This window comes from Vibrio fluvialis (assembly GCF_900460245.1).
GTDB lineage: Bacteria > Pseudomonadota > Gammaproteobacteria > Enterobacterales > Vibrionaceae > Vibrio > Vibrio fluvialis.
Window position 1 is genome coordinate 980122 of record NZ_UHIP01000001.1, and the last position, 25763, is coordinate 1005884.

A 25763-nucleotide genomic window follows, 5' to 3' on the forward strand; every position below is an offset into this window, starting at 1 on the left:
CAGGGTACTATGCTCACTTTATCCCAATACTGTACATCCACTAATTTGGATAATGTTAAGCAGGTTGTATGACTATGCAGCTACAAACTGAACAAGAAGCACCTGTTTGGGGCAGATGCTTTCTGTATGACAGTCGCTACATTCCATAGCGAAACGTTTTACCTATATTGACCATATCACGATGTACAGGAGCTAATGCGCTGGCGTAAGCAGCAAGCAGCTTCATGGTATATTCGCTGCGAGCATGCAGATGCTGGTCGGTACATTTATGTTCTGCTGTCAGAATCTCTTCGCAGTCACGAAAAATAAGATGATCCGGCAGAAAACACGCATGATTGTTTTTGTTACCCGTCATGCGTAATTCACTGATCGGATAGACACCATTCACGCTGGCTGAAACGCTCACCAGCAGAGCGGCTTTGTGCGCTAATTCTTCGTCGGTAGTCAGCATCAAAAAGTTCTTCAATGCAGGCGTCGCCATGCCGTGCCATTCAGGGGTAATAAAAATAAATGCATCCGATCGCTGAAGAATTTCAGCAACTGGTTTCCATTGTTGCCATTCTTCACTGTCCTGCCATACCCCCTCATTCCACAGCGGTAGATCCAATTGGTGTAAGTCGAGAACAGTTGCCTCGTCAAAATGGGGCTCAGCCAGTGTTTGTAGGTAATAGGCGACATTTAGGCTTTGAGAATGCGCTCTTTGACTTCCTGATACGATAGTAATGTTCATATTAATTCCTTTTTACGGTCTGAAGTTGTAGTCGATGATCGGTTTGTGCGGATGAGCGAGGCGTAGCCAGCACAATTGAAAACAAAATGGCTAACGCTCCAAGTAATTGGGGCCAAGTCAGGGTTTGATTTAGGACTAGATATCCAAGAAAACAGGCAGAAACACTGCTTAGAAAACCGAGAAAAGAGACGGTCACAGGAGGCAGTTTTTCGATTCCGCGAAACCAGAGAAAGTAACCCAAAATGGCACCAATCAAGCTCAAATATCCATAGCCTAGGTAATTGATAGACGTAAGTTGGGTTGGAATGCCTTCCAGCCAAAGCGAGACAGGCAACAAAATGATGCCGCCAAATAACAGCTGCCAACCTGTAAATCCGATCATTGTCATGCCCGTTGGACGTCCCCATTTTTTTGTCAGTACCACACCTAAAGCCATGCTCAGCGTTCCGAGTATGGCGGTCAACATACCTTCGATATTGAGTTCGGCTGAACTGTTAAGCACCAGCAGACCTACGCCGAGAATTCCTAATCCACTGGCGATCAGTTGTTGTGAAGAGAAGTTGGCACTCAAAAGGTACCAACTCATGATCATGACAATCAGCGGCTGGATAGACATCACCATCGATGCCATGCCTCCCGGTAGGTAGGTTGCCGCGAAAAATAAGCAGTAGAAAAATAGCCCGATGTTCAGAAAACCTAGCACTGCCATACGAAGCCACCACAATCCAGTTGGCCACGCTCGGCTAATAAGTACCAGCAATACACCAGCTGGCAGCGAACGAATTGTTGAAGCAATAAGCGGACTTTCTGGTGGCAGCGCTTCCGTTGTCACTATATAGGTACTGCCCCAGACAATAGGTGCAATTGCGGTTAACGCTATTGTTTTAATTTGCTGAATCCTGTTCATAACTCACCTTGACTGAATCGTTAATCATCCCCAAAAGTATCTCTTAAAAAAGATACTTTTTAGAAAGTAATGGAGTTATGATTTTTTATCAAGTATCTTTTTTGAAAGATATTTATTGGAGAGATAAACATGTCATCAGACACAGTCGATAAAATTCTTGCTCAATGGCTCGCTGTCAGGCCGGATCTGGATTGCTCAGCTATGGGGGTTGTCGGGCGATTGCGTCGAACCAGTGCTGTATGGAAGAAGAAGTTGGATTCGGTTTTTCAAGAGTACGGGCTGAGCAGCATTGAGTTTGATATTTTGGCCACCATGCGCCGCAGTGATACTGCAGTCACTCCTACTGAGTTGTATCAGACTCTGATGCTTTCCTCTGGAGCGGTCAGTACGCGTATTGAACACTTGGTGAAAAGTGGCTTTGTCCAACGTATTGCCAGTGAAGAGGACAGACGCAGCTGTAAAGTTATTCTGACTCAAAAGGGGATTGAGTTGGTGGACACTACACTGAATGCACACGTTGCCAATATGGATAATATGCTGAGCGTACTTAGTAGCCAAGAACAAGAACAGTTGGCAAATTTGTTAAGAAAGATACTGTTAGCAGAGCAATGACGAACAGTTGCTTCAATATTCCTTTATTCATTCACTGGCTGTTAATGCCGGTTTGCGATACTAAAAAACTATTCGAAACGATGTGAGTTAAGCTGAAGGTCTGGTAAGGTTCTGTCCAAACTCTAACTAAAATGTGGCGATCAGGTCAGTGGCTGGTCATATCCACTTGGTCGAAATTCGTCCTGATTCTGGAAACTTACCATGTTTAACGGGCTCAAAATTCGCAATTAAACGGTCATTTATCCCAATTTACGCAATTGGCCGACTTTTATTGAACGTCGCCCTTGCTCATTTGCGAAATCTAACCAATGATTAGTCGTGATGCTTTCTACTATACTTCGTAGAGCGTTGATAACTCGGGCTATTCTTGCCGATATGGCGGCTCGAATTGCTGTTTATTTAGTCCCCAGATGAAGATTGGAAAAATGAGTACAGGTAAAGTTAAGTGGTTTAATAGTGACAAAGGTTTTGGTTTCATTACACCGGATGACGGTAGCAAAGACCTATTTGTTCATCATTCGGAAATCAAGATGGAAGGCTATAAATCACTGAGTGATGGCCAAAAAGTAGAATTTGAAGTTGGCAAAGGCCAGAAAGGACCGTGTGCCACTAACGTTAAGCCTTTATAATCTTGTAAAGGATGAACATTTTCAGCAGCAGACCCAGCAGCTTGGCTCTTGGGTCTGCTGTTTTTCAACTTACGCTATGACATCTTACGATGTGTTTGCGGCGTAAACCGATTCATCGTTTTCGATGATATAAAAATTTAAAGACCCCTAGCGCGCCGGTCGAGCGTCCTTCAACAAACACCATTCCCTTCGAATAACACTCAGTATTGAGACAACAATCATTCCACCGATCACGGTGAGGTGTTCCTCTGATTCTAGCTTGGCGTTGAGTGCTTCAATACCGCTCATATTCCAAAAATCGTGAACCAGGATAATTGTCAGGAACGTGAACACACTCAGCATTCCTGCGCCTAGCCATACATACCGGTCAAATAGGATGAAGAGGCAGCCAATCAGTTCTACCACGATTGTCAGTAGGGCGTAGAGCGTTTCGGGATGAAATCCAAATCCAGCCATCATCGCCTTGGTACCGTTAAAGTTGACGATAAAGCCAGCTGCGTCATACCAAAAGACAAAAGTGACGAGCAATCGAGAGAAAAGCCAAAGTGGGTCAGATATCAGTAAGTTTCGAATGACGTTATTCATACATACCTTCTTAGTCTGAGTTGTGTAACGGATTTCTTCGTAATAAATAGAGTGTGATAACCGATAAAACAGGCGGTACGACAAAACACCAAATACTAACGAATGAATAGGAAACCGCAGCAGAAGCACATCCCAGAGCGAAGAAAAATACGCTACTAAGTAGGCCTTTTAACTGCTGTTTTGTTGCTTGTATATTGGATTGCTTACCCATGAGTAGGTCGGTGAAATCCAGCATTATCTGCGTTGTTGAACCAGTCACTACAGTTGTCGGTGGGCAACCTTTCATATGGATACGATGAATTCCATTTTGGATGGCCATCGCCATGACCCATAGCATCCCAACGATAAGTAACGGTGACTCATCAGCCTCGATAAATGGGCCGTGATAGAGCGCTAGAAAGGCGCCAAAAGTAAGCAGCAAAGCTTCAAAGGCAAAGAGAGGCATAAAAGCGCTTCTACCTTCACGTTCATAGACATTTCCCAAAAATCGAGTCGCCAGTAACGTAATGCAGAAAATGGGTAAAGCTAATAACTTTCCGATCATCCCTGACGTACCTTGGCTAACAGCGGCTCCTAAAGTGACAAAGTTGCCTGTGACGTGCGCGAGAAAAAGCCCGTGCAATGCTACAAAGCCCGTAGTATCGGCAAAACCCGCGATAAAGCTCATGAGCTTGGCAATGTCTTTATTCATAATCGCGACCTTTGAATAATTTACTTAAATGACTATTTGAACAGTTGAAGAAGTACCGGCCCCAAAAATATGCCAATAGCACCAAGAATGCCTTGAAGCCCTTGGGGGGCGGGTATGGGCAATTTAAGAAGTGCAAATACAAGCCCTACGGCTATTCCGGTACCGAGAGAAATCAAATAGTTCATACATGCATCACTTGCTGAGTGATGAGTAAAAATTCATTGAGTTGATGTGAAATGAAACTTAGCGAGGCGCTATCCACCAGCCGACTATTTGAGATTTTGGTTTCCACGTGGGTTACCGCAATTTCTGCGAGCGGAGGAAGAATACAAAGCATAGACGCTAAGTTTTCTCTGAGATGGTGTTGCGCTCTTACGCCGCCAAGCGCACCAGAAGACTGAGTAATAAAGAAAACAGGTTTGTCCTTCATACAACTTTGGTGAACGGGGCGAGAATACCAATCAAGTGCGTTTTTAAGGGCGCCAGGTATCCCGTGGTTATACTCGGCCGTTACAATGATCACCGCATCCGAAGCACTAATTCTATCTCTATCATTTTGAACGGAATGAGGAACCAATGCTTGCTCTTCGTCAACATTATAGAGGGGATAGTCACCTATGGAGAGCTGCCACGCTGATGTATTTGCTGGTAGCAGTTCAATGACGCTATTGAGTATGGCTTGAGAATTTGAGTGGCTTCGTAAGCTACCAGAGATACAAACAACATTTGCTTTTTTCATGATCCAAATACCTTTTATATTTTTATCTGTGAACTTGGTTTGTAATATGAGATAAATTTCAACTAATAACTTTACGTAAACTGACAAGGTATTTCGTGAAAACGCCAGCCCAAATCCAAAGAGAACAAGATTACTCAATTACCAGGCTTCACCCGGCAGGTAGAAAGGTAACGCGGCATGTCCACGGAGAGGGTCAATTAGCCTATGTTGTCAAAGGGACAATGTGGCTCAGGGTAGAGAGTGGTTGGTGGTTAGCGACGCCACATTGTGCATTGTGGGTCGCTCCCGATATTGAACATGAAGCGCGTTATAGTGAAGATTCCGAAGTGTTGACGCTATACCTAAAAGAAAGTGCTGACCTTATCGAGCGTGACATCTCGCTTATACATTGCACTTCACTGATGAGCGAACTAATACGTGAGTATGCGCAAACAAATACTCAATTGAAATCAATGAATCAGCCCGAAAATGATCTCATTAGAGCCCTGATACTTCGTTACTTGAACAAAGATACTATTTACAAGGACCTTCATCTTCCTAGCGGTTCTGACGCGAGATTAAAAGCGGTCACTGAGAAAATGCAATCTGCGCCGGGCGAGGACCACACTCTTAAAGAGCTCGCATCGCGAGCGGGGTTAAGTGAACGCACTCTGGCTAGGCTGTTCGAAAAAGAAACAGGCATGAAATTCACTCGCTGGAAAGAGCTACTGAGAATCAACGTGGCCATTGAAATGTTGATATCTGGTCGAAGTATCACCGCTGTCGCCTTTGACGTTGGCTACCAAAGTACGAGCAGTTTTACGACAGCATTTACCCGAATAAAAGGAACATCACCTAAGCAATATATAAAGAAACTATTGCAGAAATAAAATGGTCAACTCAACGACTAGCTTTGCAGATTGGTTAAAATGAATGATGACTTCCTCTTTGATGCCAACTCAGTCAATGTCTCACGCGATGCTAGTGGAAATAAACCACTTTATTCCAATGCAATAATTAAGTTTAGTTTCCTGTAACCAAGATAACGCGTTATGCTTCCAGCGACACATTCGGCGGTGATTAAATTATTACCCAAGTACATGCTATGCTTTTAAACATCAATAAATGTCCATCCTATTTATTTTACGATGGTTCTAATTCGTGAAAATGCCTTCTCTATTTTTTCCGTCGATATTCTGCCAAATCCAAACAGCAATGCATTGCTTTGGCTTTGGTTGGAAAAGTGTGAAGAGGGATAGACACCGATATCCGACAAAGCCAGTTTATTCGCTAATGTAAGCGCACTTCCTGAAACATTCGCAGCCACATGTAACCCGCCCTGACTTGGAATACGATTTAAACCATCGATGCTATCAATAAGTGCCGTTAGCTTGTGATATCTTTCGGAATAAACCTTATTCATATTGAGTAAGTGATGGCTAAAATGACCATCTCGCATAAATTCATCCAATAGAATTTGAGAGACAACAGAGGTATTTCTTCCTAAATGCCACAATATATTGGTCATGGGTTTAAGGAGTGATTCAGGTGGAATAATGTATCCAATGCGTATTCCAGGAAAAAGTATTTTCGAAAAACTACCTATCATTACGACGCAGTCCTTTTTGTCTTGGGACTTTAAAGCCTGTCTGTTGGTTTTTAGGTAGTGATATTCCGCGTCGTAATCATCTTCAATAATGATGGCTTGGTTGCTCTCAGCCCAACGAAGTAGCGCTGATTTTCTTTTTTTGGTGTAGGCAAACCCGAGCGGAAATTGGTGACTGGGTGTGGTGTACAGTATTTTCGCATTGGCAGCGATGGATTCAAGAATTACGCCTTGCTCATCCATGGGGACGTCTGCGACATGTGCGCCAAGCATATTGGCTTGATGCCGGAATACCGGATATCCAGGATCTTCCATCGCGACCACTTCACCCGGCGAGAGTAGTGTCATCAACGTTATCATTAATGCCTGCTGGCACCCTTGAGTAATAATGATATTGTCAGGTGTGCAATGGACTCCGCGAGAGTGCCTGACGTATTCGCATATCGATTCTCTGAGACAAGCCAAGCCTCGTACGTCGCTATTCAGCGCGAACTCCGGAGTTAATCGGTTTAATCTGCTCAGACGTGAATGGCGCCAAATATGATTCGCGATATGTTGATGTTCAGGTACTCCCAACGCAAAGTCGTAAGCCAAACCTTTGGCGTCTAGAATGTTAGGGTTGTCAGTGAGGCGCTTGGCGAACGCGCCGACCGGGTGTTTCTTGGTGACTTCTTTCGCTGCATGCAATCGATTTTGCTCAGTTTCGGCTACATAAGTGCCAGAACCCATTTTTTGAATCACCCAACCTTCATGGTGCATCCTTTCATATACCGATATGACGGTATTTCTTGCGATACCCAGTTGTTTAGAGAGTTGACGGGTCGAAGGCAGCTTCTCATTGGGTTGCAGCCTACCGTCGGCTATCCCTTGGCGTATGGCCGCGTAGAGGCTTTTGCTGGTGATCTTTCCAGGCTTAAGGTTGAGCGATAGTGACATTCTCTATCCAAATCAAAGTGAAAAGTGGTTCTAAATTTATGACAAAGATTGGATCTGTCATGTGAGTAGAACAGACATTAACATACAAATCACCTTCTGCGGTGAAATATTAGATAGGATGATCATCGATTAAAAGTTTCCCATTTTTTATGGTTATTTATTCTCAGTGCTATGCGATTTTATTCAGGGTAAATAACGGGGTGCGAACTCTATGAACTGAAATTGTCATGACGATGCTGGGTTTTAATTATTTGTATTGCTTTATCTAAATTAATTCAATGGGAAATAAATAAAGTAACCTAGTGCCTATGTAAATATCAGCGATTAGTTCGCAATTGATATTATCTAAATGAAAAATAAAACAACAGATTACCTCTGGTGTGAATATAACGCATCGCACCCATTTAAATACTCTATTACGAATGATGACACAATGACATGCAGGATTGATCTCCGCATAATCAGAGGTTCTTATGACTGTAATTCAACTTGAACATGAAGTAATTTGTTTTGCTGGCGATTCTGGAGATGGTATTCAATTGTTGGGAGAGCGATTTTCCGATAATTCTTCGAAACAGGGTAACGATGTGATGACTTTACCCGATTATCCAGCCGAGATTCGAGCACCTTCTGGGACTACCTCGGGTGTGTCTGCCTTCCAACTGCAATTTTCGTCTTCCGAAATATTCACCCCAGGAGATGAGTTTTCTGTACTCATTGCTTTAAATGCAGCAGCACTAAAGAGCAAGCTGGCTCAACTCGCACAAGGAGGCTTAGTGTTGATTGATCTCGATGGTTTTAGCCAGAAGAATCTGGAGCTTGCGGGTTATCAATCGGATCCCTTGACGGATAATAGTCTGTCTCCTTATCGGGTCATTGCCGATAATTTCACTCGCTTGACGGTTCAAGCACTCGCGGAACTCACGATTTCCTCTAAGTTAGTCAAACGAAGCAAAAACTTCTTTATGCTGGGTATTGTGTTTTGGATATACAGCCGTTCGCTAGAGTCGACTCTGCTTTGGATTCGAGAGAAATTTGCCAGCAATTCGGTGGTGATGGAAGCGAATATTCTCGCACTTAAATCAGGTTTTAATTACGCCGAAACAACAGAAATATTCAGCGATTGTTTTCAAGTGGCGGCGGTTGCTGAAAAAAGTGGTTTGTATCGCACGGTATCAGGGAATGAAGCGTTGTCTTTGGGTTTAGTCTGCGCGGCAGACAAGCTAAAACGTCCGCTTTTTTTAGGTTCCTATCCCATTACACCGGCATCGGATATTTTGCATACGTTGGCTCAGTACCAACGTTTTGGGGTAACAACATTTCAGGCGGAAGATGAGATAGCGGCGGCATGCTCCGCGCTGGGCGCATCGTACGCTGGCGCTTTGGGAGCAACCTCAACCTCTGGGCCTGGACTGTGCCTAAAGACTGAGACCATCAACCTTGCAGTCATGGCTGAACTTCCTTTAGTCGTGATCAATGTGCAACGTGGCGGCCCATCAACAGGGTTACCGACCAAAACAGAACAGTCCGATCTACTGCTTTCCATGTACGGCAGGAACGGCGACTCTCCACTACCTGTCTTAGCGGCGGCCTCTCCGGCCGATTGTTTCGATATGGCTTTGGAAGCCTGTCGCCTTGCAACAACGTTTATGACGCCTGTGATTTTACTCAGTGATGGGTACCTTGCGAATGGTTCTGAATCTTGGCAAGTCCCTAACCCTGACGAGATGGATTTCGCTTTGAAATCCGTAGAAGTGAAGGCCGGGCCTTTCCACCCGTATCAACGTGACGAAAGTTATAAGAGCCGCTCTTGGGTCATACCGGGCACAAAAGACAAAATGCACCGCATTGGCGGACTCGAAAAGCAGTCTGTAACGGGGGAACCTTCTCATGATCCTGAGAATCATCAGCGTATGACGGAGGAAAGAGCAGAAAAAATTAACAATATTCGCCACTTCATTCCGAAGCAGACCTTAACAGGCAATTGTGACGACTCGGTATTGGTGATGAGCTGGGGAGGGACGCTTGGTTCCGTGGCGACAGCGATAGCACACCTGCGCGAAAGAGGGGCGGCAGTGGCTCACGTCCACTTACGGTATCTGAATCCTTTCCCCGCAAACTTAGAGACGATCATTAAGCACTTTGATCACGTTTTGGTATTTGAACTCAACAACCAACAGCTTGTTAAAGTCATCCGCTCACAATTTGGCATATCAGCGCGCAGTGTTACCCAAGTGAATGGACTGCCATTCAAAGTTCGCGATGTCGCAGATGCCATCGAACACTACTTAGAGGAGATTAACCGTGGTGAAGAATGAATTGAACCGGAAAGATTTCGCATCGGATGTCGAGGTTAAGTGGTGCCGGGGCTGTGGGGATTTCAACGTATTGAAAACAATGCAATCTGTGCTCGCTAAATTGGGGCGAACACGAGAAAACACGGTGTTTATCTCGGGGATAGGGTGTTCCTCACGATTTCCGTATTACTTGAACACTTATGGTTTCCATACCATTCACGGCCGTGCACCCGCTATTGCAACAGGCGTAAAAGCCGCTAATCCTGAGCTTGATGTCTGGGTTGTAACAGGTGATGGTGATGCCTTAAGCATTGGCGGTAATCACTTTATGCACGCGATTAGACGCAATCAAGACATCAAGATTTTGCTGTTTAATAATGCTGTCTATGGGCTTACGAAAGGCCAGTTTTCACCAACGAGTCAGCAGGGGTTTATCTCAAAATCAAGCCCTGAAGGCTCGCCAGATCATGCCCTACAACCTCTGGCAATAGCGGCCGCATCGGGTGCTACTTTCATTGCGCGAACCTCAGACAATGATCCCGGCCATATGACAATGGTATTGGAAGCGGCGGCTGAGCATTCAGGAACGGCAGTGGTCGAGATTCTGCAAAACTGTGTCATTTTTAACGACAAAGTTCATGAGCCTTATAACGGGCCGACCAATAGAAATGAACATCTTATTTACCTCAAGCAGAATGAACCTCTTTTGTTTGGTAAAAATCATGCCAAGGCACTGACGAACAAGGGATTTGGTTTTCAAGTCGTGACAGCAGAAACACCAAGTTTGATCACACATGCACCTCATGAAGACAACCCTCAGTACGCATACGCGCTGGCCAATTTATGTTATCCAGAGTTTCCGGTGCCAGTCGGTATATTTCGCCAAATCATTCGGCCGACATTTGATCAGATCATGAATGAGCAGAAGGCGCGTAGCATTGAGAACTATGGCCGTGGTGATATTTACGCCTTGCTCAAACAAGGCAGCTACCAGCGCGTGTGCTGACAATGATGTTATGGAGATAAAGGTCATCATTGCTTTTTGACTAATAAGTATCAAATTAAGACATAATTCCTGTTAATTTGATACTTTATGGTCGGTCTTATTCGAGAAGCTTGCTTACACTTAGTCAGACCAACTAAGGAGAACAGCAATGAGATTTTTCATCAACAGCATCATGACGGTCAGTTTACTGGCAGCAGGTTCCGCTCAAGCCTTTCAATTAACCAGCAACGACATTCAGGAAGGCCACCCGATGGCAAAAACCTTTGAGTATGCCGGGTGGGGATGCGATGGCGGCAACCTGTCACCACAACTGATGTGGAAAGATGCTCCAGCAGGCACTCAAAGCTTTGCCATTACAGCGTATGATCCTGATGCACCGACAGAAAGTGGCTTCTGGCACTGGATTGCGTTTGATATTCCTGCATCGGTCAATGCCGTGCCGCGCGGTGCCAATATCGAAAAACTGGGCGGTAAAGAAGCGCGTATCGATTACGGAGTAGCAAGCTTTGGTGGCGCTTGTCCGCCAGTCAACGACGGCATGCACCGTTATCAATTTACGGTTTGGGCGCTACCGCAAGCATCACTGCAATTGGATGCCAACACGCCGCCTGCCGTATTTGGTTTTACCCTCAACAGCATGGCGCTGGGCAAAGCCAGACTGACCGCCACGTATACGCGTCAATAAATTCAGCGAGGGAATGGATGAATCATCAGTATCAAGTCACCGTGTTTCGGGCCGGACAGCAGCAGCCGCTGCGTAATGTTCGAATCCATTCCCCGAGTCTGATTCAGATCACGGCAGGCAGTAAACGACTCTTTTGGCAGGATGAAACGAGTGAACTGGGCGCGACTCAGATCTTGCTGTGCAGCTCAGGCATGTCGCTGAGTTTTGAAAACATGCCACACAAAGGGCGGTTTTCATCGCGCATGTTCAGTTTTTTCTGCACGCCGCCGCCCGCCATGCTTGAACTGAGTCTGCACAATGCCGAGCAAGGCACCTCGTTCATGCTTTTTCACGATACTGCATTGCGCGACACGCTTAATGCGCTCTATGCGTTTGACCGCCAAGCGTTGAGCGCTGAAACCCAGCACTATTGGGTGCTGGGCTTGTATCAGCAACTGGCGGAGCGGGGTGTATTGCATCACCTCTTTGCCACGTCGCAGGATTCACTGACTCAAAAACTCAGTCGCTATCTGTCGCATTCGCCCAGCCACGACCATCTGCTGGATGATGTGGCCCGCCGCTTTGCCATGAGTCGCGCTACCATGATTCGAAAACTGCGCCAGGAGGGCGTTCAGTATCGTGAAGTGCTGGCTGAAGTGCGTTTGAATCACGCCCTTCGTTTAATGCAAGAAGGGCACAGCAACGTGGCGATGATCGCAAGCCTGTGTGGGTATCAGTCGGAAGGCCGCTTTAGCCAGCGCTTTAAAGATAAGTTTGGTATTTCGCCCAAAGGGTATGTCAAAACCTTGGATGGCAATGAAACGAGTGCCGTCACCAGCCGATTGCAGTAAAGTGTGAGATTCACGCCGCTGCATATGCTCGCGGTCGGGTACTTTTCCTGTCGACCATTGACTTGAGGCCACATGCATTACTTACGTGTTGAACCTGATGACATTCCGATGTCACTGCTGTTGGAAGCTGATCCGTCGCCGCAAAACATCGCAACGTATTTGCAGGACGCGTGGTGTTTTGCCGTCACGCTTCACGGCGCCGTGATTGGCGCTTGCGTGGTGAAAGCGTTGGATGAGATTACCGCTGAGATTTTTAATGTGTCGGTCGCTGCACCATTTCAGCAGCGGGGGATTGGTTCTGAGCTGCTGCGGTTTGCGTTGCATGAGCTGAAAGATAGCAACGTGCAGCGTGTTGAGCTGGGCACGGGCACTTTTGGTTATCAACTGACCTATTATCAACGGCTCGGTTTTCGGGTGGACGGCGTGCTGAAAGATCACTTTCTCAAGCACTATCCGGAGCCGATTTTCGAGCAGGGCATTCAGCATCAGGATATGCTGCGTTTGTCCTTGAATTTAAACTGACTTTGAACCGTCCTTCTATTTACTGAATCTGCGCGATTTTAACTGGAGAACAAGACGTGATTTTTACTCCCTCATCTCAACCGATGGAAAATGGCCCTGCGCTGTGCGACGCGCTGAAAGACTTCCTCATCGCCCATAAAAGTACCTTTCAGGACAAGTTGATCCCCGATCTCTCCTACATCGATGACATGGCGCACAACGTCAATGGCATCGAGATTCAGTCGGTGCATCATTTGGCGGATAACCGCTATCAAATTGAATACAGCTACGATTGGGAGCTGTTTCTGGGGTGTTCGGACATCAATCAGTCTGGCATCGGGCACGACCACATTCGCTTTACCCTCAGCCCCGAAGGCCAAATCAACATGGAATACCTGTTCCCTGATGAACTCGACACTAGCGATGAGCTGTGATGGAAGACAACACTAAGATTTGGCGGGAATATTACGAACAGGCCATTTCACGTCCGCATCTCCAGCGAACAGAGTTGGCGGTCAAACTTAATCAGTCCCGCACACGTGTTGCGGTGGATTGCGGATGCGGCACCGGGAGCGATATCCAGTATCTGGCGCAGCAGGGATATCAGGTGCACGGTTTCGATGTGAATTCCGATGCAACAGCGCTATGCAAAGCAAGGTTTGCAGAAAATGCGTTGGTTGAAATTGAGCAGGCCGCTTTTGAGTCTTTCGACTACCCCAAAGCGGGCATCGTGATTGCCAACTCCAGTTTGTTCTTTGCCAACCCTGACCAGTTTCAGGAGGCTTGGTATAAGATCGAAGCGTGTTTGGAGGCTGGCGGCGTATTTGCTGGTGATTTCATGGGTGAAAAAGACAGTTGGGCGAACAACTATCGCGGCCCGACGACACCCCTCACCGAATCGCAAGTGACGTCTCTATTTACCCATTTCGATGTCGTCCGATTCTTTGAACGTGACGAAAGCGCCAAAACCGCATTGGGCAGAATGAAACACTGGCATACCTATTCCGTGGTGGCGGTGAAGCGTTCTCTCGCATGATTCGAATGCTAAACAACCCGATTTTCTAGCCACCATGTTACTTTAGAACGAGGAGAAGGGATGACACCTGCACCGATTAAACCTGAGATCAGCTTTGATGATTTTGCCAAAGTGGACATTCGCGTCGGGCGTATTGTGGAAGTGTTGGACGTTCCAAAGTCCGACAAGTTAATGAAACTGATCGTCGATTTTGGCGATCACACCCGTTCAATATTGGCAGGCATCAAACAGGAAAGGGCCAACCCGAAAGAAATTGAAGGCAAGCAGGCGTTGTTTGTGGTCAATCTGCCTGAGCGTACAATGGCGGGCGAAGTTTCTCAAGGCATGCTGTTTGATATTGGCTACGAAGATCGGCTGACACCGTGCCTCGCCTGCCCGGAATCGGAATTACCCAATGGCGCCAGAGCGGGCTGATATTGAGAGAAAAAACGCACCCATCGGTGCGTTTTTTTAATGTGATTTAATCGCAGGTTGCGATGTTTACAGCGTCACTTTTTTCACCATGCCAGCTTCGGCGTGGCCGGGAATGTTGCAGGCGAACTCGACGTGGTTATCGCCTTGGAAATGCCACATCAATTGCTTGGCTTTGCCCGGTTGCACGGTCACCGTGCTGCCGGAATCATGCATGTGTTGGCCATTCATTGAGCGCATCATTTCGCGGTGCGTCAACTGTTCTTTGGCGGAACCAATCGAGAATTCGTGGTCGATTTTGCCGGTATTCATGATCACAAATTGCACTACGTCGTTGGGTTGAATGTCGACCTCTTTTTTAAACGTGATCTTCATGTCGTCAGAAAGTAGCACATGTACCACTTTTGTTGGCTTGGATCCTGTGGCGGACATGCCAACGTCCGACATTTCGCCCATGTTCATCATACCGGAGTGGTCCATCCCTTGTTGCGGCATCTTGTCTGAAGACATCATGCTGTGATCCATTCCGGATTGCTGGCTGTCGCCGTGTGTCATGTCTGCCAGCGCCAGTGGGGAAGTGAGGCTTAGTGCCAAAGCTAATACAGTGATTTTCATGATCTATTCCTTTTCAGTAGTGGTCGTCGGTTGAGTTTCACGCTGTTTCCACAGCTTAAAAATGGCGGGCAGCACCAGCAGAGTCAGCAGCAGCGCGGATGCCATGCCCCCAATCATGGGCGCGGCGATGCGTTGCATCACTTCAGAACCGGTGCCTTCACCGTACATAATGGGAATGAGGCCGATGATGACGGTAATCACGGTCATCATGACCGGGCGCACGCGCAGCCCGGCGCCTTCGCGAATGGCGTCATTGAGGTCTTGAAGCGTCAAAGTGGCTTTGCGTTCTTGAGCCTTGAGCTTGGTGTAATGCCAGGCTTGATTGAGGTAAACCAGCATGATGACGCCAATCTCGACCGCGACACCAGCCAGAGCAATAAAGCCCACACCGACGGCGATCGACAGGTTGTAGTTAAGCGAATACATCAGCCATAAGCCGCCGACCATCGCCAGCGGCAGGGTGGCCATGATGATCAGCACTTCACCCACACGGCGGAAGCTGAAGTAGAGCAGCAACATGATGATGGTGAGCGTAATGGGCACCACCACACTGAGGCGGTCTTTGGCGCGCTCCATGTATTCATATTGCCCTGACCACGCCAGCGAATAGCCCGCAGGCAGCTTGAGTTGATCGGCCACCACGCGTTGCGCTTCGGCCACGTAGGAACCGAGATCGCGCCCTTCGATGTCGACAAACACCCAGCCATTGGGGCGAGCATTCTCGGTTTTGATCATCGGCGGGCCATCTTCGTAACGTACGTCAGCCACATCGGCAAGCGCAATGCGTGCGCCGTTGGGTGTCACCAATGGCAGGTTTTGCAGTTTGACTACCGAGTCGCGGTAATCCTGCGGGTAGCGCACATTGATCGGGTAACGTTCCAGCCCTTCAATCGTCTCTCCGACATTCATGCCGCCGACCGCAGTAGCAATCACTTGCTGCACGTCTTTGATGTTCAGCCCGTAACGCGCGGCGGCACGGCGCTTGATGTCGACCGTGACATAACGGCCGCCAGCCACACGTTCGGCATACACCGATGCCGTACCTTCCACACCGTTAAGAATGGGTTCCAGTTCTGCGCCAATGCGTTCGATGGTCGCCAGTTCCGGCCCGACGATTTTGATGCCAATCGGAGTTTTGATCCCGGTCGCCAGCATGTCGATGCGGGTTTTGATCGGCATTACCCAAGCGTTGGTGAGGCCCGGAAACTGCACCAGATTGTCGAACTCTTTGCGCAGCGATTCCGTCGTGACGCCCTCACGCCATTCGCTGCGTGGTTTAAGCTGTATCACCGTTTCGATCATGGTCAGCGGCGCGGGATCCGTTGCGGTTTCGGCGCGGCCGATTTTGCCCCACACGGTGTTCACTTCCGGTACGGTTTTGATCAGCTTGTTGGTTTGCTGCAACAGCTCGCGTGCTTTACCAATTGAAATGCCCGGATAGGTGGTCGGCATGTACATCAAATCGCCCTCATCCAATGGCGGGATGAATTCACTGCCGAGCTTGCTGGTCGGGTAGTAGGCCGATGCCATCAACGTCATCGCTATCACAATCATGGTTTTCGGATAACTCAAGCTGAGGTTGAGCAGCGGGCGGTACAAGCCCACCAGTGATTTGTTCACCGGGTTCTTGTGCTCAGGCAGGATCTTTCCGCGAATGAAATAGCCCATCAGCACCGGAACCAATGTGATGGCAAGACCAGCCGATGCCGCCATGGCGTAGGTTTTGGTAAAGGCGAGCGGCGAGAACATCTTGCCTTCTTGACCTTCCAGTGCAAACACAGGCACAAAGCTGAGGGTGATGATCAGCAGTGAGAAAAACAGTGGTGGGCCGACTTCCTGCGCCGCATCACCAATCACTTGCCAGCGGTTTTTGTCGGTCAGCGGCTTACGCTCGATGTGCTTGTGCACGTTTTCGATCATGACAATCGCACCGTCGACCATGGCCCCAATGGCAATCGCGATGCCGCCGAGCGACATGATGTTGGCGTTGATGCCTTGCCAGTGCATCACGATAAACGCCGACAGAATGCCGACGGGCAGGCTGAGCGCAATCACCAGTGACGAACGAATGTGGAACAGGAACAGCGCGCACACAACCGCGACCACGATGAACTCTTCCGCCAGCTTTTTCCATAGGTTCTCGACCGCAGAATTGATCAGTGTGGAGCGATCGTAAGTCGGCACAATTTCTACCCCGCTCGGCAGACTGCCTTGCAGACTGTCCAGCTTGGCTTTGACGTTGGCGATCACCTGACTGGCGTTCTCGCCAAAGCGCATGACGATGACGCCGCCGACGGCTTCCCCTTCACCATTCAGTTCTGAGATGCCACGGCGCATTTGTGGGCCAAGGGTAATGTCGGCGATATCGCCCAACAGCAGCGGCGTACCTTTGCTGGTCACTTTGAGCGGTAGCGATTGAATGTCTTCAATCCCGGTCAGGTAGCCAGTGGTGCGCACCATGTGCTCGGCTTCGGCCACTTCGATCACTGAGGCGCCCGTTTCCTGATTGCCGTTTTGAATGGCGGCATTGACCTGTTGCAGGGTCAGGTTGTAGGCACGCAGTTTGGCGGGATCGATCTGGATCTGATATTGCTTGACCATGCCGCCCACCGTCGCAACTTCCGACACCCCAGCCACGGTTTGCAGCTCGTATTTGAGGAACCAGTCTTGCAGGCTGCGCAACTGCGCCAAATCGTGTTGCCCGGTTTTGTCTTGCAGCACGTAGCTGTAGACCCAGCCGACGCCTGTGGCGTCGGGACCGAGTGTGGGTTTGGCGTTGGCTGGTAGCTTAGGTGCTACTTGGCTGAGGTATTCGAGTACACGTGAGCGCGCCCAGTACATATCGGTTTTGTCGTTAAAGATGATGTAAACGTAGGAATCACCAAAGAACGAATAACCGCGCACCGTGACCGCCCCGGGCACGGCCAGCATAGCAGTGGTGAGCGGATAAGTGACCTGATCTTCCACTACCTGCGGCGCTTGGCCGGGATAACTGGTTTTGATGATCACCTGCACATCGGACAGATCAGGAATCGCGTCCACCGGCGTTTGCTTAACGCTGAACAGGCCACCTGCGATGAGCGCAATCGTCGCGACCAACACCAGAAAGCGGTTGTGCAGCGACCAGCGAATAATGGCGTTGATCATGACTGACCTCCGCTGCGTTCAATCGCTTTCAGCACATAATCGGTGCCATTTTTCTGCACTAGAAACCGAACCGGCTGACCTTCCTTCAGCCCGCTGAGGTCAACGTCATCACCGACGCTGAAATTCATTTCGCCCGCATCCCAACTCCACTCGGCAACCGGCATATGTTTGAGGGTGATCATGCCAAAATCGGCCATCAGCATACTGATTTCACCCGTCAGCCACAGTTCGCCGGGAATAACCGTGTCACCGATACGGTAATCGACCACTTTGTATTGGCCGTCATCGCCTTTTTCTAGCGCGAATTCGATCGCCTGTCCGCGACTGAAAGGTTCTATTGTCAGGCTATCGGCCAGAGTGAAATTCATGGTCATACCCGGCCAGTTCAGCTCCGCGACAGGCTGGTGGCTGATGGTTAACATGCGCGTTTTTTCCATCACATCGGTCACTTCACCTTTGGCCCAAATCGCTTCGCTGGCGGCTTGCAGGCCATCGATGCGCGACAAATCAGCCGTTTGACTCGATTCTGAATCGAGCAGGAAGTGCGCTGAAGTGACCACGCGGCTTTGTTCATTGAGCCCGTGGTGCACCTCAATGCGATCGCCCGCTTCACGGCCGACTTCAATGCGCGCTGAGCGGTACTGACCCTTACCTTCGGCCAGCACCACTCGGCTCATGCCGCCAGAATGGATCACCGCCGATTTTGGAATGGTTAATACCGCGTCTTCTGTGACCGGTTGCAGCGAGATGTTGGCGAACATGTTGGGTTTGAGATCGCCCTGTGGATTGGCAAACTTGAGGCGCATACGCAGCGTGCGGGTTTGTGGGTCGAGAATCGGGTAGACGTAATCGACTTCGCCCTGCCATTCGCGTCCCGGCATCGCATCCAGCGTCATCATCGCTTTACTGCCTGCGGTCACCCAGTGTGACTGGCGCTCAAACACTTCGGCATCGACCCAAACATTATCCAGCGGACCAGCACTGATCACCGCTTGTGCCGGAGAGAGATAGCCGCCTTCACGAATATTCAGGCTGGCGATGATGCCATCGGCTTTGGCTTTGATGTCGACGGACGACGAGGCTTTGCCGCGTTTAAGGATGGTCTGAATCTGCGCGCGGTCGACGCCGAGTGTCACCAGACGCTCGGTCGCCCCTTTCACGAGCGCGCTGCGTCCGGTGCGATAGGCATTGAGCAACTCTTCTTGTGCTTTTACTAATTCGGGAGAGTAGAGGGTGAACAGTACGTCATCTTTACGCACGCGATCGCCGACCGCGTTGACGTAGAGCTTTTCGACCCAGCCTGCCACGCGCACGTTGGTTTGCCATAAACGGCTCTCATCAAAGGCGATGTAGCCCACGGTTTCAATGCTGGGTGACAGTGGCTCGCGCAAAGCTTGTGCGGTTTTCACGCCAAGGTTGTTTTCGACCGACGGGTCGATGGTCACCGTGCCCGGTTTCTGGTTCGCGGTTTCTTCGGCATACACCGGAATCAAATCCATCCCCATCGGTGACTTGCCCGGTTTGTCGCGTTTGTAGTTCGGGTCCATGGGCGCAACCCAATACAGCGGTTCTTTGCTGCCTTCACTGGCGGCGCTGTTCATTGCGTTATGTTCGGCGTTCATGCCCGCGAGATAAGTTTGGACACCTACGCCCAGAGCTGCGCCGATGGCCAGCGCGAGAATCGCTATGTGACTGTTTTTCATCGTTTGTCCTTATTCCTGCTCGGCAGATGGCAGGGATAGCTGTGGCTGACTGACTTGGTATTCGTAACTGCTGAGCAGCGCCGCGAGGTTGTTGTTGACCAGATTGCGATCGGTGAGCAGGCGCTGATACTCGAGTTGCAACGCCAATTCATCCGTACTGGCCGAAATCACGTCGTTAAACTGCGCGGTATTGTTCTGATAGCCGCGCTCGGTGGCCTGAACACGCGCTTTGGCTTGCGGTAGCAAGGTCGAGTTGAAACGCGCCAAACGCTGAGCGAGGTTGTCGCGATCGACGCGTAGCGCGTTCACTTTGGCGTTCATCTGACGGAGTAAGGTGTCTCTTTGCGATTGGGCTGCGCCGACCTGATACTGAGCGGCCGCGAGGTTTCGGTCTTGGCGGTTGCCGGTGAACAGCGGAATATCCAGGGTCAGATAGGCACTGACCAAGTCCGATGCAGGCTCACCGCGCATGTTATTGGCTTGGCGATAGGCATACATCACTTCCACCCCAAACTGCGGCGAGTAGGCTTCGCGCGCAATATCCACCTGAGTGCGACCAGCTTCAATCGATGAATCTGCCATGCGCACCGCAGGGTGACGGCTCAGATCGCTGTAATAAGCGTTGTCGGTCGACGGGTGAGTGAGGGTTTGCTCCAGCTTAGGCCACGGCAACTGGTTCGATGCCTGAAGGCGATGGGCTGAAAGCAGCCAGTCTGAACCGAGCCATTCGGAGAGCTGAGCGGTCAGGCGCTGCTGCATCTGCGCGTTAGCCTGTAACTTCTCGTCCAGGCGCGAGACCTGCAGCTGCGCATTGAGCAGATCCTGCGCTTCGCTTTTGCCAATCGCGTAATTGGTTTGAATGAAATTGACCATCTCATTCATCAGGCTGCGATTTTCCAGCAGAATGGTTTGCGCCACCTGCTGATAGCCCAGTTCAAGCCACAATTGGGTCAACGCGTTGGCGACTTCAAGCTCGCGACCGACGACCTGAACTTCGACGCCTTGTGCCTGTTGCGTGGCTTTTTTGTTTTGCAGATCGAGCGTGTCACCCCGCTCAAACTGCTGCATCAGGCCGACGGAAATGTTGGTCATCGCATCTTCATCGAACTTGAAGCTGTCGACGGGCAGACCGGTGACGCCCATTTTGAGTTTGGGATCCATTAAGGTCGCACTGGCACGACCCGTTTCGCGCATCGCTTGCGCTTGTGCGTAATACTGACGACGAATTCCGTCGTTCGACAGCGCCGTCTCAATAAGTTGAGACAACGCCTGTGCTGGCTGAGGTGATGGGCTGGCAGGCGAGGTTTCGCTCGCCATCGCCAGAGAACTCACCCAAGCCGCCGCGCTGACAGACAGCGCCAAAAGGCATGGTTTTAATTTCACATTGTTCATCCACAACTGAGCGCGTAACGCGCACGAAAACTTCTCCGCCTGTTACCTGTTCACAGGTAGTAGGGGCGGAAGCCGAGATTCGAGAGTTGGGATTTAAGCGCTGGGGGGCCGATAAAGGGTTTGCGTGCGGTGAATAACATCACCGACAACAGAACGTTGGTATTGCGTTTGAGTGGTGACAAGAGAAGCGACAGCCGAGGGGTAACCCATAAGAGCTAACGCATTAGTGCAGGTCGTATCACAGCAGCTGTGCACCATGTCATGGCTGACATCGCACTGACTGGTATTGGCTTGCATGAGCGTCTGCATTGCGTTATCGGCATGATGCTCGGTGTGTGTGATGACCGAAGCCTCTGTGCAGCGGGCTGGCATGCTCGTTTGTATTTGCGTCGCCATCGCGACATTCATGGCTGGCGAACCTGCAACAAAGCCTGACATCAGCAGTGAAGCTAATGTCAGCAGCGTTATCCAGGTTGTCGTCATGAAGTTCAGGCGCATACAAACCAAATTTAAACAGACGGAATTACATCAAAAGTGGTGAGACTATAATCCTTACCCCTAGGGTAAGGTCAAGCTAAATGACCTAATTCATAGGCTTATCGCGCGGTTGAAATGCTGATGTGTGGGCAGAAACACCGAGACTTCCAGCCCGGTGACCTGTTGCTGGTGATCTTTGTTCCGCAACACGATTTTACCTTTCAACCGTTTCAGAATGGTGCTGACGATCGAGAGCCCCAGCCCGGATCCCGGTTCCGAATGGTTGTCACCGCGATAAAACGGTTCAAATACCTGGCTCAACGCCTGTTGTGGAATGCCCGGTCCGCTGTCACTGACTCTGATTTCGACGTAGTAGTCGCGCTGATGGACGGAGATATCGACCGTACCTTGCGCTGGTGTGTAGCGAATGGCGTTATCGACCAGATTTTTCAGCAATGTGTACAGATCGATCGGCGCGAGGCGGAGCGTGGCATCAGTACTGGAGGTCAGCCCGACATCGACCCCTTTGCGCTGCGCGTAAACAATCGTATCCGCCAGCACCGAACGCAGCGTGTCTTGTACGGAACAAGGTTGCTCCGGCTCGCGGCCGTTTTCCTGCATTCGGGCGTGAGTCAGTAACTGTTCCAACAAATTGCGCGCGCGATTCAACCCATCTTGCAGGCGGCTGATTTTTCTCTGCTGCGCGGGCGTGGATTGCTGAGAACCTAAACTTTCCGCCTGCAAACTCAGCGCCGTGAGTGGCGTGCGCAGTTCATGCGCGGCGTTAGCAATGAAACGTTTCTGCTGCTCCATGGAATGGTATAACCGTGCCAGAAGGGAGTTGATGGACATGACAAACGGTTTTATTTCCAGCGGCACGGAATCCAGGTCAATCACGCATGGCTGCTCGGTGGAGAGGCGATTGATTTTGTTGGCCGAGGCGCTGACGGGCAAAAAGATGCGGTTGATGAGCAGATTGGTCAGGATCAGCAGAATTGGCATCAGAAACAGGGTCGGCAGCAATGAGTAAAGCGCACCTTCACGGGCAAATTCGTTGCGTAAATCGATATCCTGAGCGAGGGAAATTTTCTGGCCAGCATCGGTCGTCAACACATACACCCGCCAGGTGCGGCCTTTGTCGCGCAGAGTCGTAAACCCTTCTGCCATACGTGGGGTAAAGGCGGAGTTTGAGTTGGCATTATCCTCATTAAGCACGCGCAGAAAAATGCGCGCGTCTTTGTCGATTTCAGACAGCTTGAGATCAAACGGCTGGCTGGCAGAAATCAAACCCTGATGATTGATCAGCGCGCCAAACTGACGCAACTGATCATCTTGCAACTGATGCGCTTCATAAAAGGAGAAGGTGAACGACAACCCGGCACTGAACACGGACATCACGATGATGATCAGCGACATCCAAAAGGACAGACGAGCTTTAACCGAGCGATTCAGCCATTTTTGGAGACCATCCATCCGACACCTCTGACGTTAATAATGTATGTTTTGCAACCCAGCTTTTTGCGCAGAGAACTGATGATGAATTCAATCACGTTGCTCTCGACTTCCTGATGCCAGCCATAGATACGCTCTTCTAAATCCGAGCGCGACAAGATGGTCCCCGGCCGTTGTAACAGAGCCTGCAACACCGAGAATTCCCTTGCGGTCAGGCGAATGCTCTCGCCGTTGACGTCCGTTTCGTGGGTCGCCGGATTGAGGCTGATGACGCCATTGGAGTAAATGGGGCCTGAATGTCCGGCTTTACGTCGGGCGACCGCTTTGATGCGCGCGATGAGTTCACCCATCTCAAATGGCTTGATGAGGTAATCATCGGCGCCGAGATCGAGTCCTTTGATTTTGTCTTCGGTGGCATCCTGCGCAGTCATGATGATCACGCCTGCATGATTTCCGTTGCCACGCAGATGTCGCAGCACGTCAAAACCGTGTTTTTGTGGCAGGCCGAGATCAAGCAGCACCACCTCGTAATGGTGGGTGTCAGCGGCCAAAGTGGCGCTGTTGCCGTCTTTGACCCAATCCACGGCAAAGTGTTGTTCCTGCAATTCTTGCTCAACCACTTCGCCAATCATGTGGTCATCTTCGACCAGCAATATTCTCATTGTTTCTCCGCGCTGTAGTGCGATTTTGGCTAAGGCTAGCGCTGTAAACTTAGCGTTGACTTAGTCAGCGGGTGCTAAGCCATTGCTAAGTATTGGCTATTACCCTTGGAGGATTGAATTTCTTATCAAGACTCGATGTTATGGACAGTTTAAATCAACAATTATTCCTGCTTATCAACGCGGCTCATCAGCCCGGCTCTTTTTTAATGAGTATAACCAAGGGCATTGCGGAAATGCCTTTGGTTATCGTGCCACTGTGCCTGCTGGCGCTGTGGTTTACCAGCTCGCGTGGCAAAGCGGTGGCATTTCACGCCGCATTGGCGACGGTGTTGGCGCTGACGACGAACCTGCTTATTTCGCTGCTGTGGTATCACAATCGTCCGTTCGCGGATCATCTTGGGCTACAACTGATTGCCCATGTAACTGACTCTTCATTTCCCAGCGATCATGTGACACTCATGGCGGGCATTGGTTTCGCTATCGGTCGGGATAAAACTTATCGGCTGCTCGCCGGAGTGATTTTAGCCCTCTCGGTGCTGACGGGTTGGGCGCGAGTCTATGTCGGCGTGCATTATCCGTTCGATATCCTCGGTGCGTACTTAGTCAGTGGGGCAGTGGTTTGGGGCTATTTTCAATGGCTTTCCGCGCGGTTTACACCTCTGTTGAATGGTTTGATCAGCTTAGAACGCGTAGTGTTGCGTCGGGCGCGATAAGCCGCCGACCAGTTTTACGAACTGAACCGGACGCCAAGCAAAATAAAAGCAGCCATCAGGCTGCTTTTTTAACGTGAGGAGTCTGTCCAAGATTAGGCGGCTTGCGGCAGAACCTTAGCCGATTCCAGTGCGCGCAGAATGGTGGCTGCGTCAATGTTGTCTAGGTCTGTCACATGGAAGCAGCGTTCGCCCAGCAGGCCATAAACCGCAGGATCCGTGTGCGTGTACAAACCAATACAGCTTGCGCCCGCGGCGTCGGCCAGGTGCAGTGGTCCGGTATCGCAACTGATGAAACCATCGGTGTGACGCAGGAAGCACGCCAGTTCACGCAGGCTTTTACTGCGGTAGGTTTGAATATTGTGGCACAGTGGCGCTTCGATTTCCGGCCCCATGATTTCAATCCAGGTGATAGGTTGATGATGAGCGCGTTCGAACTGACGCAGAATATTGAGCCACTCGACATCCGTGAGTTTTTTATCGCCGCGCGCACCACGGAAGAAAGTCAGGCACAGTGAATCATCACCAGCCAGCGCGCCCTTGGCTTCAAACCCTTGGCGACACTCTTCCTCGCTGATGCTGATTTGATGGCTGTTCCACGGGTTAACCAGTAACTCTGAACTGTGCAGTTGCGGCAGCAGGCTTAAGTTACACAGCGCGGCATGCGAATACACCTTGTGCACCGGGAAAGTGTGAGTGAAGGCGTTGTCGTAGCGGCTGGTGTAGGAAATCTTATTGCGCGCACTCATGAGCGAGCAAAGTACGGAAGATTGCGCCGACACACTTGGTGACAGGCAGAGATCAAATACGCGCTTTCTCAGGTTGCGCACGGATTTCACACACTGCGACAAACTGGAAAACGACAGATTAGCAAACTCAAAGGTTTCAATCCCCATATTGGCAAACACATCTTGCTGCCAGCGTTTATTGAGCAGCAGTGTAATGTTGGCATTCGGGTAGTGGTGTTGAACCTGACGAATAAACGGGATCAGGAATACGGTGTTGCCAACACGGTCATTACTTCTGACGATCAGAATTTCCTTAACCTCATCGGCGGCAATCAATGACGACTGAGAATAACGGTGGTTACCGACAGCAGACAGCATCAGATTCGCGATGTTGGACATCTTGTTCTTACGGTAGCGATCAAATTTACGTAAGTGATTTTTGATTCGCAGTTTTGGATTCTCACTGACCATTTGCATCATAACCTTACCTCCAATTACCCAAATGAGACTGAATTAAGTCTCTCCATCATATTGGGCGTTACTTAGCGTTGGCTTAGGATGAGCACGGTGAATGAAAAAATGATGAAATTATCAGAAATATTTTTTCTTGACTGTCTTTGGTTGTTTTATGAACAAATTCAACAAGCTGGCGTGTGGTTATTCACCACAGACTGCGGCTTTGTAATTACTGGTTGAA

27 protein-coding genes are annotated in these 25763 nt (G+C 49.6%); 12 read left to right on the top strand and 15 right to left on the bottom strand.

All coding sequences use genetic code 11. The features are described from left to right. Positions 1-136 precede the first annotated feature (136 nt). Positions 137-730, bottom strand: a complete 594-nt coding sequence (locus DYA43_RS04780) for an NADPH-dependent FMN reductase (protein ID WP_061056326.1) — start codon at positions 728-730, stop codon at positions 137-139. 1 nt (position 731) lies between these two features. Then, on the bottom strand, positions 732-1637 hold the full coding sequence (locus tag DYA43_RS04785) for an EamA family transporter (protein ID WP_061056327.1): 906 nt from the start codon (positions 1635-1637) through the stop codon (positions 732-734). Positions 1638-1766: 129 nt separating this feature from the next. On the opposite strand from DYA43_RS04785, the gene DYA43_RS04790 reads away from it, so the two are divergent. Next, positions 1767-2249 carry a MarR family winged helix-turn-helix transcriptional regulator gene (locus tag DYA43_RS04790; RefSeq protein ID WP_020329994.1) on the top strand — a complete coding sequence of 161 codons (483 nt, stop codon included), beginning with the start codon at positions 1767-1769 and terminating at the stop codon, positions 2247-2249. A gap of 425 nt (positions 2250-2674) precedes the next feature. Continuing rightward, positions 2675-2878 (top strand): cold-shock protein, encoded by a 204-nt coding sequence (locus tag DYA43_RS04795; protein WP_020329995.1) that lies wholly within the window; start codon positions 2675-2677, stop codon positions 2876-2878. A gap of 147 nt (positions 2879-3025) precedes the next feature. Here the strand turns inward: DYA43_RS04795 and DYA43_RS04800 are convergent, their stop codons facing one another. The 4 genes from DYA43_RS04800 to DYA43_RS04815 are packed head-to-tail and all read right to left on the bottom strand — an operon-like array spanning position 3026 to position 4893. Continuing rightward, complete coding sequence (locus DYA43_RS04800) at positions 3026-3463, bottom strand: DoxX family protein (RefSeq protein WP_051141187.1); 438 nt, start codon at positions 3461-3463, stop codon at positions 3026-3028. Positions 3464-3473: 10 nt separating this feature from the next. Beyond that, positions 3474-4154: a YoaK family protein gene (locus DYA43_RS04805; RefSeq protein ID WP_061056328.1), complete on the bottom strand. Its 681-nt coding sequence runs from the start codon at positions 4152-4154 to the stop codon at positions 3474-3476. 32 nt (positions 4155-4186) lie between these two features. After that, on the bottom strand, positions 4187-4339 hold the full coding sequence (locus tag DYA43_RS04810) for a XapX domain-containing protein (protein ID WP_075988373.1): 153 nt from the start codon (positions 4337-4339) through the stop codon (positions 4187-4189). Next, positions 4336-4893, bottom strand: a complete 558-nt coding sequence (locus tag DYA43_RS04815; RefSeq protein WP_061057194.1) for an NADPH-dependent FMN reductase — start codon at positions 4891-4893, stop codon at positions 4336-4338. Before DYA43_RS04815 ends, DYA43_RS04810 begins: the two co-directional genes overlap by 4 nt. Positions 4894-4988: 95 nt before the next feature. Here DYA43_RS04815 and DYA43_RS04820 point away from each other — a divergent pair, with 95 nt between their 5' ends. Continuing rightward, a complete protein-coding gene (locus tag DYA43_RS04820; RefSeq protein ID WP_061056329.1) occupies positions 4989-5762 on the top strand; it encodes an AraC family transcriptional regulator in 774 nt (257 codons plus the stop codon). A 248-nt stretch (positions 5763-6010) separates the two neighbouring features. Here the strand turns inward: DYA43_RS04820 and pdxR are convergent, their stop codons facing one another. Then, entirely contained in the window at positions 6011-7414 is a 1404-nt protein-coding gene (gene pdxR / locus DYA43_RS04825) for a MocR-like pyridoxine biosynthesis transcription factor PdxR (protein WP_061056330.1), read from the bottom strand. Between the two features lie 473 nt (positions 7415-7887). On the opposite strand from pdxR, the gene DYA43_RS04830 reads away from it, so the two are divergent. From DYA43_RS04830 to DYA43_RS04865, 8 genes are all read left to right on the top strand, one after another. Next, positions 7888-9732: a 2-oxoacid:acceptor oxidoreductase subunit alpha gene (locus DYA43_RS04830; protein ID WP_061056331.1), complete on the top strand. Its 1845-nt coding sequence runs from the start codon at positions 7888-7890 to the stop codon at positions 9730-9732. After that, on the top strand, positions 9719-10717 hold the full coding sequence (locus DYA43_RS04835) for a 2-oxoacid:ferredoxin oxidoreductase subunit beta (protein WP_104408476.1): 999 nt from the start codon (positions 9719-9721) through the stop codon (positions 10715-10717). The genes DYA43_RS04830 and DYA43_RS04835 overlap by 14 nt, the downstream gene beginning before the upstream one ends. A 148-nt stretch (positions 10718-10865) precedes the next feature. Next, positions 10866-11402 (top strand): YbhB/YbcL family Raf kinase inhibitor-like protein, encoded by a 537-nt coding sequence (locus DYA43_RS04840; protein ID WP_061056332.1) that lies wholly within the window; start codon positions 10866-10868, stop codon positions 11400-11402. Between the two features lie 17 nt (positions 11403-11419). Next, a complete protein-coding gene (locus tag DYA43_RS04845; protein ID WP_061056333.1) occupies positions 11420-12232 on the top strand; it encodes a helix-turn-helix transcriptional regulator in 813 nt (270 codons plus the stop codon). Between the two features lie 72 nt (positions 12233-12304). Then, positions 12305-12754 carry a GNAT family N-acetyltransferase gene (locus DYA43_RS04850; RefSeq protein WP_061056334.1) on the top strand — a complete coding sequence of 150 codons (450 nt, stop codon included), beginning with the start codon at positions 12305-12307 and terminating at the stop codon, positions 12752-12754. Positions 12755-12810: 56 nt separating this feature from the next. Beyond that, positions 12811-13167 (top strand): hypothetical protein, encoded by a 357-nt coding sequence (locus DYA43_RS04855; RefSeq protein WP_061056335.1) that lies wholly within the window; start codon positions 12811-12813, stop codon positions 13165-13167. Beyond that, complete coding sequence (locus DYA43_RS04860; protein WP_061056336.1) at positions 13167-13769, top strand: class I SAM-dependent methyltransferase; 603 nt, start codon at positions 13167-13169, stop codon at positions 13767-13769. Before DYA43_RS04855 ends, DYA43_RS04860 begins: the two co-directional genes overlap by 1 nt. A 60-nt stretch (positions 13770-13829) precedes the next feature. Next, entirely contained in the window at positions 13830-14183 is a 354-nt protein-coding gene (locus DYA43_RS04865; protein WP_004725142.1) for a tRNA-binding protein, read from the top strand. Positions 14184-14249: 66 nt separating this feature from the next. Here the strand turns inward: DYA43_RS04865 and copI are convergent, their stop codons facing one another. The 7 genes from copI to DYA43_RS04900 all read right to left on the bottom strand — a co-directional run bounded on the left by copI (position 14250) and on the right by DYA43_RS04900 (position 23628). Then, on the bottom strand, positions 14250-14795 hold the full coding sequence (gene copI / locus DYA43_RS04870; protein WP_047461131.1) for a copper-resistant cuproprotein CopI: 546 nt from the start codon (positions 14793-14795) through the stop codon (positions 14250-14252). Positions 14796-14798: 3 nt separating this feature from the next. After that, positions 14799-17942, bottom strand: coding sequence for an efflux RND transporter permease subunit (locus DYA43_RS04875; protein WP_061056337.1), 3144 nt, complete (start codon positions 17940-17942; stop codon positions 14799-14801). Beyond that, the gene (locus tag DYA43_RS04880; RefSeq protein WP_061056338.1) at positions 17939-19645 is read right to left on the bottom strand and encodes an efflux RND transporter periplasmic adaptor subunit; all 1707 of its coding nucleotides are present in this window, start codon (positions 19643-19645) and stop codon (positions 17939-17941) included. The genes DYA43_RS04875 and DYA43_RS04880 overlap by 4 nt, the downstream gene beginning before the upstream one ends. 9 nt (positions 19646-19654) lie before the next feature. Further along, a complete protein-coding gene (locus DYA43_RS04885; protein WP_047461123.1) occupies positions 19655-21037 on the bottom strand; it encodes a TolC family protein in 1383 nt (460 codons plus the stop codon). A gap of 93 nt (positions 21038-21130) precedes the next feature. Then, the gene (locus DYA43_RS22940) at positions 21131-21535 is read right to left on the bottom strand and encodes a hypothetical protein (RefSeq protein WP_062789261.1); all 405 of its coding nucleotides are present in this window, start codon (positions 21533-21535) and stop codon (positions 21131-21133) included. 90 nt (positions 21536-21625) lie between these two features. Beyond that, positions 21626-22987 carry a sensor histidine kinase gene (locus tag DYA43_RS04895; RefSeq protein WP_061056340.1) on the bottom strand — a complete coding sequence of 454 codons (1362 nt, stop codon included), beginning with the start codon at positions 22985-22987 and terminating at the stop codon, positions 21626-21628. Beyond that, on the bottom strand, positions 22963-23628 hold the full coding sequence (locus DYA43_RS04900; protein WP_020330017.1) for a response regulator transcription factor: 666 nt from the start codon (positions 23626-23628) through the stop codon (positions 22963-22965). The genes DYA43_RS04895 and DYA43_RS04900 overlap by 25 nt, the downstream gene beginning before the upstream one ends. A 206-nt stretch (positions 23629-23834) precedes the next feature. Between DYA43_RS04900 and DYA43_RS04905 the strand changes: the two genes are divergently transcribed. Next, positions 23835-24341 carry an undecaprenyl-diphosphatase gene (locus DYA43_RS04905; protein WP_162268963.1) on the top strand — a complete coding sequence of 169 codons (507 nt, stop codon included), beginning with the start codon at positions 23835-23837 and terminating at the stop codon, positions 24339-24341. A gap of 92 nt (positions 24342-24433) precedes the next feature. On the opposite strand, the gene DYA43_RS04910 is transcribed toward DYA43_RS04905, so the two are convergent. Further along, on the bottom strand, positions 24434-25546 hold the full coding sequence (locus DYA43_RS04910; protein WP_225869428.1) for a glycosyltransferase family 9 protein: 1113 nt from the start codon (positions 25544-25546) through the stop codon (positions 24434-24436). Positions 25547-25763: the final 217 nt, after the last annotated feature.